This window comes from Pseudoalteromonas sp. SR44-8 (genome assembly GCF_014163635.1).
GTDB lineage: Bacteria > Pseudomonadota > Gammaproteobacteria > Enterobacterales > Alteromonadaceae > Pseudoalteromonas > Pseudoalteromonas rhizosphaerae.
In genome coordinates, this window is the sequence record NZ_JACJDS010000018.1 from 1 (window position 1) to 16,773 (window position 16,773).

Consider the following 16,773-nt stretch of genomic DNA (forward strand, 5'->3'; position numbering starts at 1 on the left):
TACCGCTTACCGCTTACCGCTTACCGCTGAACCATTGTAACGTTATGATATAACAAACAAAAATAATATAACTTTTAATTTTTATGTAACATAAAGATACTTTTTAAGTAACAAAACCTACCTAATATGATGCTCTCATTACTACAGACATTCTTGACCAAATCGTATCAATGGAACTTAAAAATGAAAATTAATAAAATTGCGACTGCAATTGGTTTAACACTGGCGTTGTCAGCGGGTGCTAATGCAGGTGTGTTACCTGATAACCAAATGAAAAGTGATTGGTATAGCGCTGCACAGGCTAAATTAACCTCTAAAGAAACGATGGCTAATGCAACACCAGCCACTAAAGCAAAGAACGTAATTCTATTTGTTGGTGATGGCATGGGTATATCAACCCTCACCGCAGCACGTATCCTTGCAGGCCAAAAACAAGGCGCTTTAGGAGAAGAGGGCTTTTTGAGCTTTGAAGAATTTCCGTATTCGGCACAAATAAAAACGTATAACGTCGATGCGCAAACACCGGATTCAGCAGGCACCATGACGGCTATTATCTCAGGTGTTAAAACGGATGTTGGTGTTATTGGTGTTAACGAAGACATTGAACGTGGCAAATGTGCAACTGTAGCAGGTAATGAATTAATTACAGCTACAGAGCTTGCAGAAATTAAAGGCCTAGCCACAGGTATTATTTCTACTGCACGGATCACCCACGCAACGCCAGCTGCAACGTATGCAAAATCAGCTGATCGTAATTGGGAAGATATTTCCGACATGCCTGCAGATGCAGTCACTGCAGGTTGTGAAGATATTGCGTCGCAATTAGTTAATTTCGAAAAAAATCTTGAAGCGCGCTTTGCGGGTGTTGATGTTGATGGTCTAGAAGTGGTGATGGGTGGCGGTCGTCGTCATTTCTTACCAAAAGATGCTGCATTTAACTCTAATGATGCTATGAGTGCAGTCGAAGGTGATCGTACTGATGAACGTGATTTAACAGCGCAATGGCAGCAAATGTATAGCGATGGTAAATACATTACTGATCAGGCCGGCTTTGACGCAATAAATGGCGATACCAAACGTGTATTTGGATTATTTAATGAATCGCATATGCAATATGAAGCGGATCGCAGTAATGATATTGCCGGTGAGCCTTCATTAACGCAAATGACGACTAAAGCGATTGATATCTTAAAGAATAATGAAAAAGGGTTTTTCCTAACGGTTGAATCGGGTCGTATCGATCACGCCCACCATGCCGGTAATGCTTACAACGCATTAAATGACACAATTGAATTTGCCAATGCGGTAAAAGCAGCAGTAGAAAATACCGATCCGAATGAAACACTTATTTTAGTCACTGCGGATCACAGCCATGTATTTACCATTGCTGGCTATCCAAAACGCGGTAACCCAATTTTGGGTCAAGTTGTAGCAGTAGGTCGCGATACTCCAACCCTTGCAGCTGACGGTATGCCTTATACCACAGTCGGTTACGCAAATGGCTTGGGCTTTAGAGATTTAGGTGATGAAACAGATGCAGACGCTTCATATTTAGCCGCAGCAGTTGCTGGGCGTGTTGAATTAAGTGGTGTTGATACCTTAACACCGGGCTTTCATCAAGAAGCAGCAGTCCCACTTAGCTCGGAAACTCATGCAGGTGAAGATATTTCATTGCATGCTAAGGGCCCTGGGGCACAGTTGGCACAAGGCGTTGTGGAGCAAAATGTTATTTTCCACATTATCAGTCAAGCGCTCGAACTAATAGAAGAATAATGGTGATTACAATGAAAAAACTTAACTTAATATCTCTTGCTGTGGTTGTTGCGTTAGCGGGTTGCTCTGATGATGACGATAAAATTGAGTCACTGACGGTTAAAAATACGCTTGCAGTTGGCTCTGAGCAATGTATCAATGGTGGCATTGAAACCCTAACAGGTGACGACAGCAATCAAAATGGTGAGCTTGATGCAGATGAAGTAACTACAACCACTGTAGTGTGTAACGATCCTGAAACTTCATTGAATCCACAACAGTTAGCGCCGCTTACTACCAATACTTGGTATAAAGAAGCACACACTAAATTAGCTAGTAGCCAAGATAATATTGCTAATATTGTTAAAGAGTCTGGCAAAGCGAAAAACGTTATTTTGTTTGTTGGCGACGGTATGGGGATTTCAACAGTAACAGCTGCGCGTATTTTAGCGGGTCAGTTACAGGGCAAAATGGGTGAAGAACATCAGTTAAGCTTTGAAACACTACCGTTTTCAGGGTTTGCTAAAACTTATAATGTTGATGCACAAACACCTGATTCTGCAGGTACGATGACAGCAATGGCATCAGGCGTAAAAACTGATGTCGGTGTTATTGGTATTGATGAAGCAGTGGTTAATGGTAATTGTTTATCAGGTAAAGGCCATGAATTAGTAACGTCATTAGAGCTTGCGGAAATTGCAGGTAAATCAACGGGACTTATTTCAACGGCACGTATTACCCATGCCACACCAGCTGCAACGTATGCAAAAGCGGCAAACCGCAATTGGGAAGATGTTTCAGATATGCCTGAGTCGGAAGCGGCTAATTGTGAAGATATTGCATCGCAACTGGTTAACTTTGAAAAGAACTTAGAAGCGCGTTTTGCTGGGATCGATGTTGATGGTCTTGAAGTGGTAATGGGGGGCGGTCGTCGTCATTTTTTACCAAAAGACGCAGCCTATAATTCAGCCGATGCAGTAAGCTCGGTAGAAGGCGATCGTACTGATGGCCGTGATTTAACTGCTGAATGGCAAGCTCAGTATCCAAATGGTCAATATGTAATGGACCAAGCGGGCTTTAATGCGATTGATGTGACTAATACTAAACATATTTTTGGCTTGTTTAATGAATCTCACATGCAATACGAAGCTGACCGTGGCAATGATATTGCGGGTGAACCATCGTTATCAGAGATGACAGCAAAAGCACTGGATGTATTGGATAACAACGAGAAAGGCTTTTTCTTAACGGTTGAAGCTGGACGAATTGACCATGCTCACCATGCGGGCAATGCCTATAACGCTTTAAGCGATACCATTGAGTTATCAAAAGCGGTGCAAGTAGCGCTTGATAAAACCAGCATTGAAGATACGCTGATTATTGTTACTGCCGATCACAGCCATGTATTTACTATCGCAGGCTACCCAAAACGCGGTAATCCAATTTTAGGTAAAGTGGTTGCCGTTGGTGAAACCGAGCCAACACTTGCTGCCGATAACATGCCATACACCACTGTAGGTTATGCTAATGGTGGCGGCTTTAGAGATTTAGGTCAGGAAACGGATGCTGATGTAGGTTACGACTTTGCCCCAGTAACCGGTCGTGTTGATTTAACCGATGTGGATACACAAAGTCCAGGTTTCCACCAAGAAGCACTTGTGCCGCTGTCATCTGAAACTCATGCTGGTGAAGATGTTGGTGTTTATGCAATTGGCCCTGGTGCGCATTTGGTAACAGGTACTAACGAGCAGAGCTTTATTTTTCACGTGATGGATTATGCAGCTGACTTAGTAAAACAAGCGGATGCTAAAGTTACAAATTAAGTAATTGTCATGTAATACGCTTTACTAAAGAGCAACTCAAAACTGAGTTGCTCTTTGTCATTAATCTGCAAAATAAACACATTACAGTGACCCACGGTATTAAATCGAAAAGAGAATCCAGTGAAAAAAATTATCCTATCTTTAGCGTTAATAAGTCCATTGGCCAGTGCCACGCAGTGCGCGTTGGACAGTCAATATGTGCAAGCAAGCTATCAGGTTAGTAAGCAAGTTGCGGGCAAAGCTGTGGCTGAATCTCAACAGTTTACATTATGGCGAACACCCCATCAGGTTGCAGAGCAAGGCCTTGAATTAGTTGAAGTGTGGCAACAGTTGAGTAATCAGCAAATTCGGCCAATTCGTTACTTTCAAACACCGCAGCGTGGTATTGAATATCAACCTTCAGAGGTGCAAGGTCAGCAAGATTGGAGTACTAAATACCAATTAGTTAATGATGATTTTATTGCCAAGATGACTTTAACTGATGAGCAAGGTGATGGCTGCAAGAAAATACAGCATTATCAATTAGTGCAAGGTGATACTACGATTGAGCTTGCATGGTTGGTAAATCAAAAGCTGGTAAGCGCAATGAGTATTAGTAAACCGCAACTTACTCAAACATTAACGTTGGGCACTGTGGACTTTAAAAAAGCTCCGATACAGCAGCAATTTGCCCTATGGGATGCTTATCAAACGACTGACTATGCGGATATCGGTGATAACGAAGGCGACCCATTTTTAGCCAAAATGATTAACTTAGGATTTATCGAGCATGGTGCGTCTGGCTTTTATGATGCTAATGGTAAAGCGCTTGGTGGTGGGCACAGCCACTAAAAAGGGCCGGTGAATGCTCTTTTAAAGTCTCGATTTGGGTGTTAAAAGGCCAAATTTCAGCTTTATAAATTAGCATGTGGCCAGTGCCCGCAAAAGTATCGATTCGTTTAACCGTAATAAGTGATATTACACTATCGCAGCTGTATTTAGGTCGGGTTCAAATCATTCGTTGTTTGTTTTGCTATAAAGATCACCTTACGATACAAATAAAATTGGCTAAAATGGCTTTCCTCTTTTAACTTTAGTAGATGTACTATTTAAGGAGATTGAATCGTGAGTGACACACAAAGTAATCACCCCCACGGGGTTTTCTGTTGGTCAGAGTTATGTACATCCAACTGGAAAAGCGGCAGAGCTTTTTACACTGAGTTATTTGCTTGGGGGGCTGATGATCAACCCATTGGTGATGGTCTTTATTACACTATGTTACAAAAGCAAGGTGATGATATTGCTGCCATGTATCAAATGCCGAACGAACAAAAAAACGCAGCGACATCAAGTCATTGGTTAGCCTATATTGCAGTAGATAATATTGATGAAGTAGCTGAAAAAGCCAAACAATTAGGTGCTGATATTATCGCCGGTCCTCATGATGTAATGGACGCGGGTCGCATGGTGTTGCTAAATGAGCCTGGTGGTGCATTATTTGCCTTATGGCAAGGTAATCAACATAAAGGTTGCAAACGTTTAGGTGAACTTAATACTCCCTATTGGCATGAACTGGCAACCCGCAACAGTGCTGCAAGCCGTGAGTTTTATTGCCAGTTATTGGGTTGGCAGAGCGTTGAAAAACCTATGCAAGGAATGAGCTACACATTATTCACTGTTGCTGACCAACCCGTTGCAGGGATGATTGAGATGACCGATGAATGGCCTGCAGAAATTCCTGCTCACTGGATGATTTATTTTGCTGTCGATGATTGTGATAACTATGTCGCAACGGCTCAGCAACTTGGCGGTGAAGTGTGTGTGGCACCAACCGATATTCCCGAGGTGGGCCGCTTTAGTGTGATCACCGATCCACAAGGCGCAGTGTTTTCAATTATGACCTCCGCTATGAATGATGTGAAATGTAACTAGTTATGCTTAATTTAATTAACTAAAAAAGCACTTAGGTGCTTTTTTTATTTTTGTTTGCCCCAAGCTCTCAGTTATAGAGTGTATATAGAATGGGAGTAAAAGTATGACAAAGCATGTGGTAATTACAGGCGCTAATCGTGGCATCGGCCTTAATTTATGTCAGCAATATTTAGCAAAGGGTTACCAGGTTACGGCCGTGGTGCGAAGCCCTAGTGCCGAACTTAAAGCGTTAGATGTAACTGTGATCAGTAATATTGATGTTGCCAATGCAGCAGATATCGAAACGCTTGAGAGCCAATTGCACGGTCATAAGATTGATGTGTTGATCAACAATGCCGGTATTTTCCATAATGAAAGTATGGCAGAGATGGATTTTGATACCATCAATCAACAAATTGCGGTCAATGCGGTAGCACCGATCCGAGTGACTCATGCTTTGATCCACAGTTTAGGTGTTGATGCTAAAGTCGCTATGATCACCAGCCGTATGGGTTCTATTGCCGATAATGGTTCTGGTGGTTATATTGGTTATCGTATGTCAAAGGCTGCACTTAATGCCGCATCAGTGAGCTTAGCTCATGAATTAAAAAGTAAAAAAATTGCTGTTGGTTTATTTCATCCGGGTTTTGTGCAAACGCAAATGGTTAATTTTGCAGGCGATATCTCAGCAGAGGAATCTGCACAGCGCTTAACACAGCGTATTGATGAACTAAATCTCAGTAATAGCGGTGGTTTTTGGCATTCAAATGGTGAAACCCTGCCTTGGTAAATAATATTTAATGTAGGTTATCTTTAATAGCTAAACAGGCTGTAAATCAGCAGTCAGTTTAGCTAAATTTAATTAATTTTTGCTATAATGCTGTCATATTAACGATTTTAGTATTTGAGAGCAGCACATGGAATTAGAGCAAGATAGTAGTTTAACCCTTCCGTTATTTCTTTTTGATGAGACCTTAAATGAGCGAGATTTATCGACTCCAGATCTTTCAATAAGCGTACTTTTAGATGACGATTTACTGACCCAGCTTTGTCAAAATCCAGCACCGGATAGCAGCATTGCTATTACTATTTCAGATTATATTGTAGAAGCCCATAACCCGGCGTTTGCAGACTTAGCAAGCGATGCACATCAAGCACAGCTAACTTTAACGCGTGGACCATTATTGAGCGCAGTACTCGAGACCCAATCAGAGCAAACATTTGTGTCCCCACAAATGGATATGATGCCGACGTTTGACTTGGGCGATGAGGACGAGTAATTCGATGAGAAAGTCTTTTTTGCTGAGTGCACTAATTATTGTGCTCAGTGGCTGCGCTTATTTAGGTGCCGCTCATTACAATGAGCTATTCGGGCCAGAGCAAACACAGCAGCGTATGGTTGAACATAACTCAGGTAGCGGTGCTGAGTTTTTACAACATGTACAACCGGTGATCGAGAGTCGCTGTGTGGTTTGTCATGGCTGCTATGATGCACCATGCCAACTGAAACTTTCATCTCCAGAAGGAATTGACCGCGGCCTAAGTAAGGAACGTGTTTACAATGGTACTCGTTTATTAGCATCGACTCCCAGCCGCTTACTTTTTGATGCAACGAATACTAGCCAGTGGCGTGATAAAGACTTTACCCCTGTATTGAATGAACGAGCGCAAACAGAGCAAGCAAATCTTGCCGGTAGCGTGTTGTACAACAGTTTAGTGTTAAAAATGAGCTCACCGCTACCAAATGATGAGATTCTAGGTGATGAGTTTGATTTTTCTCTGGATCGCTCGCAAAGCTGCGCCACTATAGGAGAATTTGACAGCCTTGCCAACAGTCAACCTCATTCCGGGATGCCATATGGGTTACCTGGTATTTCGCGTACTGAATTTAAGCACCTTGAAAAGTGGCTTAAAGAGGGCGGTAAAATGGCGCATATTAAACCGCCAAGCAAAGCTGCTTTAGCTCAAGCACAACGCTGGGAGAGCTTTTTAAACCAAGACGATTTAAAGTATCAATTAACAGCACGTTATGTGTTTGAACATTGGTATTTAGCGCATATTTATTTTGCTCAAGATGATGAAAAAAGCTTTTTTAAATTGGTGCGTTCGAGTACGCCACCAGGGCAGGACATTGAGTTAATAAATACCCGCCGCCCTTACGATGATCCTAAAGTGGAACGTGTGTATTATCGCTTAATGCATGACCGTTCGACTATTTTGGCAAAAACGCATTTACCACTGGCACTGAATGACAGTAAGTTAGCGCGCTTGTACAGCCAGTTTATTGCGCCAGATTATCACGTTGACAGCATGCCAAGTTACTTGCCAGAAATAGCATCCAACCCATTTAAAGTGTTTGCCGCCATGCCGGTTAAATCTAAATATCAATTCATGCTAGATGAAGCTGAATTAATTATTATGGGCTTTATTAAAGGACCTGTATGTCGTGGTCAAATCGCATTAAATGTTATTAATGATCATTTTTGGGTGGCATTTGCTGATCCTGCTAAAGCGGCAACGCCAGAAGTGGGTGAAATGCTGCTACAACATGAAGATGCCTTGGCATTGCCTGCGGCTGAAGAAAGCAACGCTTTACCTATATCTAGCTGGGTCAAATACGCCAAACGTCAGAATACTTACCTTAAAGCCAAGGCAACGTTGGCAAATAGCATGTTCAAAAATGGTGAAAACCTAACCACCGACCTATTATGGCGTGGTGACGAGGTGAATGATAATGCTGCTCTGACTATTTTCCGCCATTTTGATAGTGCGACTGTGGTTAAAGGTTTTATTGGCCAAGAGCCAAAAACCATGTGGGTATTAGATTACGCACTGTTTGAGCGGATACATTATTTACTAGTTGCCGGGTTTGATGTCTACGGTAATGTTGGCCATCAGTTGATCACTCGCTTATACATGGATTTTTTGCGCCTAGAAGGCGAGCAAAACTTTTTAGCACTGTTACCTAAACCTCAGCGTAAAGAGTTAAAAGCAAACTGGTATCGTAAAGCACCACCGAGTTTAACTAATTTCTTTGAAAGTGGTGATGAGTTTAGTCAGCCAACTGGTATTGACTACAAAACACAGGATCAACAACACGAGTTATATGGCTTAATTAAACAAACGCTAAAACCGGTGTTAAGTCCGCGCTTTGATTACACACAAGTACCAGAGCCGTTACAGCAGTTAAATAATATGCCTGCAAAAGCAATTAATTTACTGCCGCAAATCTCGTTTATATTAGTGAAAGACGGTGCTGCAGAGCATCAAGCGTATACCATGATCCATCACAATGCCCATTATAATATTTCTAGTTTATTGAACGAGGAAGGGCAGCGCGCTTATGCAGAAGATACCGTCACCATTGTGCCTGGTTTCATTGGTGATTACCCTGAAACAATTTGGTATTTGAATAATCCACAACAACTTGCATCATTTGCCGAGCAACTACCATTGATGCAAATAGAAGCCGATTACAGAGCACTGAAAAGTAAATTTGCAATTCGCCGAACACATCCGCAATTTTGGCAGTACAGTGATATTTTGCACAAAGTTGCCAAGCAGTACCGTGGTGTTGAATACGGTTTATTTGATTATAATCGTTTAGAAAATCGGTAATTATAAAAGCAAAATTGATAAACCCCGCATTGAAGCGGGGTTTATTTTTTTAATAATATCATTGCGTAAAGTGTCGCTTTATTCCCTTTGGTCTACACTTATTAAAAAAAATAGGGCCTATTATGATTCAAATTATTGCTAATATTCGGTCGCGTTATCGTTGGGCGTTATTAGCGATAGCGATTCTCTCGAGCGCGAGTGCTTTGCTTATTCAGTTTATGTTTTTTGTGCAAAAAGACGATGCTCATATTATCAATGTTGCAGGTAAGCAGCGGATGTTGTCACAAAAAATCGCTTGGCATAGTAATGCCATGGTTACTGATATTGGTAGCAATATTAGATTACACCGTGATGTATTAGCTAAAGCGAGCGCAGAGTTTAGAGCTGGGCATGAATTTTTAGTGCAACAGCATTCTAATGGCGATTATTTATATTTAGACGACCAGTTAGTTGCTTATTATTTTTCATCACCAATTAACCTTGTGCAAACGTCGCTGGCGTATTTGGCTAAAGTGCAGCTACTGTTAAATGCTCCTAGTGCAAGCAAAGCAGAAAAGCGATTTACAATTGCTGAGGTTGAACGCTTGCTCAAGGATCTTGATGGTGCAGTTACGCTATTTGAACAACAAGCAAAGTTCAAAACCCGAGTGCTGTCCAACGTAGAGCTGGCTTTTTGGCTATTAACTTTAGTGTTGCTATTCATTGAGCTGAAATTTATATTTCAGCCTATGGAGCTGCAAATTACCGCTGCGATTAATAAATATCAACAACAAAAGTTGCGAGCAGAGCAGATAAGCACTTATAAAGAGCGCTTTATCGCACGGGCAAGTCATGAATTTAGAACACCGCTACAAGGGCTGGTAGACTCGATTGAGCAACTTCAGCTATCAGAATCTCAGCAAGCATTGCAAAAACAAGCAAAATATTGTGCCAGCAGAATTGTAAGTATGCTGGATGAGTTATATGAACTACAGCAGTTTAATACTGGGCAATGGCAGTTAAAATTTATCAAGCGTAATTTAATAACCACGCTTGAGTCGGCTATTACACCTTTTCAGTTTGCCTGTGATAACAAACAGTTAAAGTTTGAAGTAAAACTCAGTCCTGAGTTAGATCGCTATACAGAGTTTGATCATTTACGATTGCAGCAAATCATTACCGAACTACTTAGTAATGCCATTAAATTTACTAGCACTGGGCAGGTTTCAATATCCGTTAGTTACCAAGATGGTCATATTAAAATTGTGGTCGCTGATAGCGGCGTTGGTTTTGCTCAATGCTATCCATATTTAAATCATCATAGCATCGAACAGGGCAATGATTTTCAGGGCTTACAAACCGGTTTAGCGCGTGTGCAACATATTGTTAGTGCTATGCAAGGCGGCATTGAGTTTAAAGATGTCATACCGCATGGTGCACAGGTTAAGATCCGTTTGCCATTATCTAAAGCTGCACTACTAACGAATCAAGGCAACTTACCCGCACAACTGCATTGCTTAATTGTGGAAGATAATTTATTAAACGCGACAATTTTATCGCGAATTTTAACCGAGCTTAATTACACGGTTGAAGTGGCTGAAAACGGTTTAATAGCAACACAAAAAATTACTGAAAGTGAGTTTAATGTGATTTTTATGGATTTGAACATGCCGGTGATGGATGGCTTTCAAGCGATAGATATCATCCGCCAAGAACTAAATTCAACGGTTCCGATCATTGTGATCACCGCCAACACTGCGCCAAGTGATTTAGAGCGAACTTATGAACTTGGCTCTAATGTACATGTTTATAAACCATTTTCGGTTGCGGATATTAAAAAAGCCCTCATGAATGTATTTAACGAGGGCTGATAATTTTAGTGGCTGATTTTAATATCACCTACACCGACTTTAACGTTAATGCGGTATTGGCCGTCACCGTTATATTTACTAGTTGAGGTGACCAGCTTACGGCTATGTTTAGCATCATTTTTCATGCCTGCTATTTTGGTGTCGCCAACACCACTATCTAGGGTGATCGTTTGATAGTCAGCTAACGCGCTGCTGATCCGTACTGCGCCCACACCGACATCGATGCTGGCAGTATTAGCAAAATTATTTACTTCAATATCGCCCACACCTAGCTCTAAATCTATCGCCATGGTTGTTGGTATACTTACCAGCCAGCTTTGTTGTACATCGTCATTATCAATCGAGAGGCTCAGCTTATCGCTACTTTGTTGATGTTTTAAAGTGATATCTTCAAGTGCAACATCATCACTAAACCAATTATCATTTTTCGCTTTTAGCTCAATCGATACGGTTACTTGGTGACCTTGATGGGTGCTAAGTTCTAGGCTGCCAACGGGCACGTTGATCGCCAATGCCTGCTTGGCAGTGACATCAAAGGTCTGTTCAATTTTTTGCTCAGCATGAGCAGCTAAACTACTGGTTAATAGGATTACGGCTAAACTAGAGATACTAAGTGTATTCATTATTTTTACTCGTTGTTAATGGCTTTATAGGTTAGACGTTAGCAGATTTAAAAAGGTTTAAACCGCGTGAATTTTATTCTATAGCCATGCTAATAAAAGTCATGTATTTTCAAACTAATTAATTTAAAAGCTAAAAAGGATCGCTGTGCAGTCAATTAAACTCAATAATGTGACGGCTAACCTTGGTACCAATGAACGCGAAAGTTTTCTCGTAAGTAATCTAACTTGGCAGGTTGAGAGCGCTCAGCATTGGGTGCTGCTTGGCGGTAACGGAGCAGGAAAATCAGCCATAACAGCAGTATTACTCGATCAAGCTAATATTGTCAGTGGTACACGAAGTTGTGATTTTAAGCGTACAGAAATAGTCTCTTCAGATCTGCAAAAGCAATTGATTACTGCTGAGTTATTAGCTGATCAAGACGACATCACCGATGGTAAAACCAGCCCTAAATTGGTGTCAGAGCTGATTTATCAGCAATCATGCCCATATTTTGATCAACAGCTATGTCAGCAGTTAATTACAGGGTTTGCTTTTGAGGCATTGCTTAAGCAACGTTTGCGCGCACTCTCAACTGGGGAAACACTTAAACTAATGTTAATTAAAGCACTGAGTAATCGCCCCGAATTGATTGTGCTTGATGAACCGTTTGACGGTTTGGATGTGCAAAGCGTTGAGCTATTACGTAGCGTATTAATCGAACTAAGTGCCAGCATGACCATGGTCTTTGTGGTTAATCGGTTAGATGAAATCCCCGTATTTATTACGCATTATGGTTATGTGAAAAATGGCGAATTACAACAGCAACTAGCAACACCTGACCTTAAGCAGCGCGATGATTTATTTAAATTATTACACCTACAACAAACTGATTTAACGATTCCTAGCAAAGACGTGGCACACAGTGCCCCAGAGTTTAATGAGCCTGAATTAGTACGATTGCAAAATGCTATGGTCAGTTACAGTGGCAAGGTTATTTTTAGCCACTTAAATTGGACAATCAAAGCACGACAGCATTGGCAGCTCAGTGGTCAAAACGGCTCCGGCAAAACCTGCCTGCTTAACTTAATCACTGGCGATAACCCGCAGTGTTATAACAATGATATTAAAGTGTTTGGCTATCAACGCGGCAGTGGTGAAAGTATTTGGCAAATCAAGCAGCATATTGGCTATATTTCGAATGCTTTGCACATGGAATATCGGGTTAGTATTTCGGCGCTCAATACCATAGTGTCAGGCTTTTACGACAGCATTGGCTTGTATCAAAAGCCAACTCAAATTCAGCTTGATATCACCATACAATGGTTAGCATTATTAGGTTTGAGTGAGTTAAAAAACACGCCATTTACACAACTGTCTTTTGGTGACCAACGCATGCTATTGATTGCCCGCGCTATGGTAAAACACCCCACATTACTGATTTTAGACGAGCCATGTTTGGGGCTTGATGAAGCCAATCGGCAGCGTGTTTTACTGTTAATCGAAAAAATATGCGCTGCCGGCAGTAGCACAGTGATTTATGTCAATCATCACGCTAAGGATAAAATTACCGGGATAGAGCACTATTTAGATATGGCTGATTTTAGGTAAGGAAAAGGTTTTAGGTTTTAGGGGCCAGGCGCTAGGAAAAACCAGAGCAGCTCGGCGTTAAATTTATCGCCGTAGGTTGGGTTGAGTGCAACGAAACCCAACAGCCATTCTTGCAAAGTAACTCCGTGATATCAAACCCCCTGTGAAACGCTGAATTCTGCATCTAGAGGTGGTTTGGGTATACGGATAGCAAACAGTTACATAATTTGTTATTAATGAGTAATGTAAATAAGAGAACGCGCCTTTTGTATAAAAGAGGAACGTGCTCTTTGATTAAATTTTTATATGACAAGGATAGCTCAATGGAAGTAACAGCTCAGGTTACATTTATCAAAATTGATAGACCATCTCATGCATTCAGGTATTTTGGTGATAATTGCTGGCCAAGAATATAATATTCACCTGATTTAGATACTAGTAGTAGAATAACTTTGTGGAAGAACGTCACTATGCGCGGTGATGTGTTACTACAAACTAAGGAGTATGAATGAGCTTCAAATCTTGGTTAAGCTATTCTGACTTTTCTAAAAAAGCGTGCTCTAAGTTGCGCTACATTTTAGATCATGAGTCGAGTGAATTTCTAAATTCAATTAATGACACTTGTAATGACAGGATTAAAACCTTGAAATCTGGTTCTGTGGTATGGCGTGCACAAACTGGATGCGATAAGGAAAAGGCTACTGATAGTGCAGAACAAGAGTTCCATGTTGATAAGCGTATTCCTTATTCATTCAAACGAATGAAACCCTTGAGCAATAGCCCCTCAGAGGGGAGAGCGAACTTAAAAGGGAACCCTTGTTTATATGTAGCAGCAGATGCAGAAACTGCGGTACACGAAGTGAGGCCTTGGCCTGGATTACCCGTAACAATCGCTAAATTGCATTTGACAAAGGATATGAAGTTGATAGATTTTTCGGAGACTGCTGAGGCCGAGCAGTACCCATATTTTTACATCGACGAACCTTCTATTGAGCAGAAAATTGACGCTGTGTGGGCTGCGATGGATATTGCTTTTTCTTGGCCTGTAACGGAATCTGATTCCAAATCAGAATATGCGCCGACGCAAATAATATCAGAGTTTATTAAATCGAAAGGGTATGACGGGATTATTTATAAAAGCTCTTTAACTAAAGGGCATAATTATGTCCTTTTTAATTTAAATGATGCGGCAGTTGTTCAGTGTGACTTGTTTGTCGTATCTAAGGTTAAATATGACTTCGAGAGGTTGGATGAAAGCTCATCTTTGACAGCGGAGCGTGGCAACACATAACATATATGAGCCTTAACTCTGGCAATAGGCACTAGTGTTCTTTTTGGCCGTTTTTATATAGTGATGGTCAATTCTAAATCAATAAACAAATTCGTTTACTTACTCTAAAGCGCAGCGCCTCTTAACCTCTTTGTGAATAATTCAATTAAAGATCTTTTTTCATGGTGCAGTCGGGAGGCCAGAATCGCAGGAAGGGTATTGTGAGTATTTACATAGAAAGCGACGAGCAAACGTGAGTAATTGCTAAAAATCCTTAGCCTAGTATTTAACTTCGTATAAATCCCCAGTCAGTAATTCGCAAGCTGCTAACTTGCAGTCATTCACATGTATTAAATTTAGGTTTTACAGCCCATTGACAGTTTTTTCTGTAAGTAGAATAGATATTGTTGAAAAGTAAATAGAGCAAATTAGTCAGCTTTCTGGTTGTTGTCCTAAATGAGAATATTAAGATGGGTATCACTTTATTCTCGATAAAATTAATCTAGGATTTTTCTATTTAACTCTAAAGGTAGGTTTTTTCTAAGATTAATACCATTCACTATTTCATTGTTATGGCTTAGTTATACCAATTCGAATAACAAAGGATGTACCAATGAAACTCAATAACTACTTACTTACATTTTGCTGTGCTATTGGCAGCGCTCATCTTCATGCTGACGAATTTGCTAACGCTGGTGGCCATGCAACAACGAAACCGATAGAGCCGATTATGGCCACTATTCCTGCTGGCAGTTTTGCTATGGGATCTACTAAAAAAGAAAGTACCCAGCCTGTTACTAACGTCAATGTTAAAGAATTTAGTCTGGGTAAATATGAAGTAACCGTAAGTGAATTTCGTCGTTTTATTGCGGCAACAAATTATGCTGCACCAAAAGAATGCCGACATGAAATGAACGGGTGGTTCTTACAGTATTCAAAAGGCAACTGGGAAACTAATGCCTTAAATACCAGCGAATTTCAGCCCGTTGTTTGTATCAATTGGCAAGCGGCACAGGCTTATACAAAATGGTTAGCGAAGGAGACCGGTAAGCCTTATCGATTACCAACCGAGGCTGAGTGGGAATATGCCGCAAGAGCTGGCACTAAAACCGATTATTATTTTGGTGACGATCCTGATAATACACAAGTGTGTAACTATGCCAATGTTGGCGATTTATACGGTGAAAGTATCTTGCAGCGCGACAGTAATACTAGCTATTACAACTGGAGTGGCGATATTGCCCATTGTAATGATCACTCAGCTTACGCCAGCATTGTTGGTATGTATGAGCCTAATGCTTTTGGTTTGTTTGATGTATTAAGTAATGTACAAGAATTCTTAGCTGATTGTTATGTGCGAGGCTACAAGCATATCGCTAATGATGGTTCAGCTTACGTAAGTGACGAGTGTGAGCTGCGTGCTGCTCGAGGTGGTAGTTGGCATTGGAGTCATAGTCCGCTATTTAGTCGAGGCGCTATTCCAGAAGATTTTGCTGGCGGCGTTGATGGCTTTAGACTCGCACTTGATGGAGCCGCCCCCAAACTAGCTAAAAGCAGTCAAAAATTTCAACGTGAGTTAATTTTTGCTCAACAACAAGAGCAAAAGCGCCGAGATAATCAGCCTGCTATTCCAGCCCAAGTGACTAATGTTGTATTAACGCAAACAGACGATTCGGTAACGCTAACGTGGGATAAAAGTGAGGACAGTGATGTCGATAGCTATCGTGTTTATCGCAATTTACTTTCTGGTGGTATGTTTAAGTTACTTGCAAGCAACCTGACTCAAACAACGTTTACAGATAAAAATATTGGGCAACATAAATATGACTATACCGTGGTGGCTGTTAAACAGCATCTGCAAAGTCACTACAGTAAGCCGATAACCATTGAACCAGGTTGGATAAGTGTTCCCGGTAAAGTAGAAGCTGAATGGGCAGTCGAATTTAGTGATAGTGTAATTTCTTTTAGCTCTGATGGTGAGCGCTTTGGTAGCGTCTTAACGGGGCCAGATGCTATAGGTAAAAACGCTGTTATTACTTATCAGCTTAATGTCGCCAAAGCAGGGTTTTACCAACTTGAATATCGTGTTGCAGCCGAACGAGATACCAAAGGATTTGACGTCTATAGTAATGAAAAAAAATTGGCTGAAAACCCAGTACTTAAAACCGGCGGTTACGATAAATGGCAAATTCAGCAAGGCTCTCTGGTTAAGTTGAAACAAGGTAAGAATACACTAACCCTAAAATCTCGCGACAATAATTGGAAACTGAATTGGTTATCCTTGAAAGCGAGTTAATACCTAGTTAGAAAAAGCAAAAACTACTTGGGTAGCTTTTTAGCGTGGCTCTTGAAATATGCTTGCTACCCTTACTAGCTCGAT

The 16,773-nt window shown here is 41.0% G+C and carries 12 protein-coding genes; 11 read left to right on the forward strand and 1 reads right to left on the reverse strand.

Annotated elements, in window-relative coordinates; all coding sequences use genetic code 11:
• Positions 1-183: 183 nt before the first annotated feature.
• From H5183_RS10585 to H5183_RS10620, 8 genes are all read left to right on the forward strand, one after another.
• On the forward strand, positions 184-1,773 hold the full coding sequence (locus H5183_RS10585) for an alkaline phosphatase (protein WP_145238328.1): 1,590 nt from the start codon (positions 184-186) through the stop codon (positions 1,771-1,773).
• Positions 1,774-1,784: 11 nt separating this feature from the next.
• Positions 1,785-3,575, forward strand: coding sequence for an alkaline phosphatase (locus tag H5183_RS10590; RefSeq protein WP_182731665.1), 1,791 nt, complete (start codon positions 1,785-1,787; stop codon positions 3,573-3,575).
• Positions 3,576-3,695: 120 nt separating this feature from the next.
• The gene (locus H5183_RS10595; RefSeq protein WP_182731666.1) at positions 3,696-4,406 is read left to right on the forward strand and encodes a hypothetical protein; all 711 of its coding nucleotides are present in this window, start codon (positions 3,696-3,698) and stop codon (positions 4,404-4,406) included.
• 273 nt (positions 4,407-4,679) lie between these two features.
• Positions 4,680-5,486, forward strand: a complete 807-nt coding sequence (locus H5183_RS10600) for a VOC family protein (protein WP_182731667.1) — start codon at positions 4,680-4,682, stop codon at positions 5,484-5,486.
• 103 nt (positions 5,487-5,589) lie between these two features.
• Positions 5,590-6,255 carry an SDR family oxidoreductase gene (locus tag H5183_RS10605; RefSeq protein WP_145238338.1) on the forward strand — a complete coding sequence of 222 codons (666 nt, stop codon included), beginning with the start codon at positions 5,590-5,592 and terminating at the stop codon, positions 6,253-6,255.
• Between the two features lie 127 nt (positions 6,256-6,382).
• On the forward strand, positions 6,383-6,745 hold the full coding sequence (locus tag H5183_RS10610) for a hypothetical protein (RefSeq protein ID WP_182731668.1): 363 nt from the start codon (positions 6,383-6,385) through the stop codon (positions 6,743-6,745).
• A gap of 4 nt (positions 6,746-6,749) precedes the next feature.
• Positions 6,750-9,083: a fatty acid cis/trans isomerase gene (locus H5183_RS10615; RefSeq protein WP_182731669.1), complete on the forward strand. Its 2,334-nt coding sequence runs from the start codon at positions 6,750-6,752 to the stop codon at positions 9,081-9,083.
• Positions 9,084-9,205: 122 nt separating this feature from the next.
• The gene (locus tag H5183_RS10620) at positions 9,206-10,933 is read left to right on the forward strand and encodes a response regulator (protein ID WP_182731670.1); all 1,728 of its coding nucleotides are present in this window, start codon (positions 9,206-9,208) and stop codon (positions 10,931-10,933) included.
• Between the two features lie 5 nt (positions 10,934-10,938).
• Here the strand turns inward: H5183_RS10620 and H5183_RS10625 are convergent, their stop codons facing one another.
• Positions 10,939-11,556: a hypothetical protein gene (locus tag H5183_RS10625; RefSeq protein WP_182731671.1), complete on the reverse strand. Its 618-nt coding sequence runs from the start codon at positions 11,554-11,556 to the stop codon at positions 10,939-10,941.
• A 145-nt stretch (positions 11,557-11,701) separates the two neighbouring features.
• Between H5183_RS10625 and H5183_RS10630 the strand changes: the two genes are divergently transcribed.
• The 3 genes from H5183_RS10630 (at position 11,702) to H5183_RS10640 (ending at position 16,689) form a co-directional block, all read left to right on the forward strand.
• Positions 11,702-13,144, forward strand: coding sequence for an ATP-binding cassette domain-containing protein (locus H5183_RS10630; RefSeq protein ID WP_182731672.1), 1,443 nt, complete (start codon positions 11,702-11,704; stop codon positions 13,142-13,144).
• Positions 13,145-13,631: 487 nt separating this feature from the next.
• Positions 13,632-14,414 (forward strand): RES family NAD+ phosphorylase, encoded by a 783-nt coding sequence (locus H5183_RS10635; RefSeq protein WP_220494570.1) that lies wholly within the window; start codon positions 13,632-13,634, stop codon positions 14,412-14,414.
• A 592-nt stretch (positions 14,415-15,006) separates the two neighbouring features.
• Positions 15,007-16,689, forward strand: a complete 1,683-nt coding sequence (locus H5183_RS10640) for an SUMF1/EgtB/PvdO family nonheme iron enzyme (protein WP_145238352.1) — start codon at positions 15,007-15,009, stop codon at positions 16,687-16,689.
• The last annotated feature ends 84 nt before the right edge of the window (positions 16,690-16,773 follow it).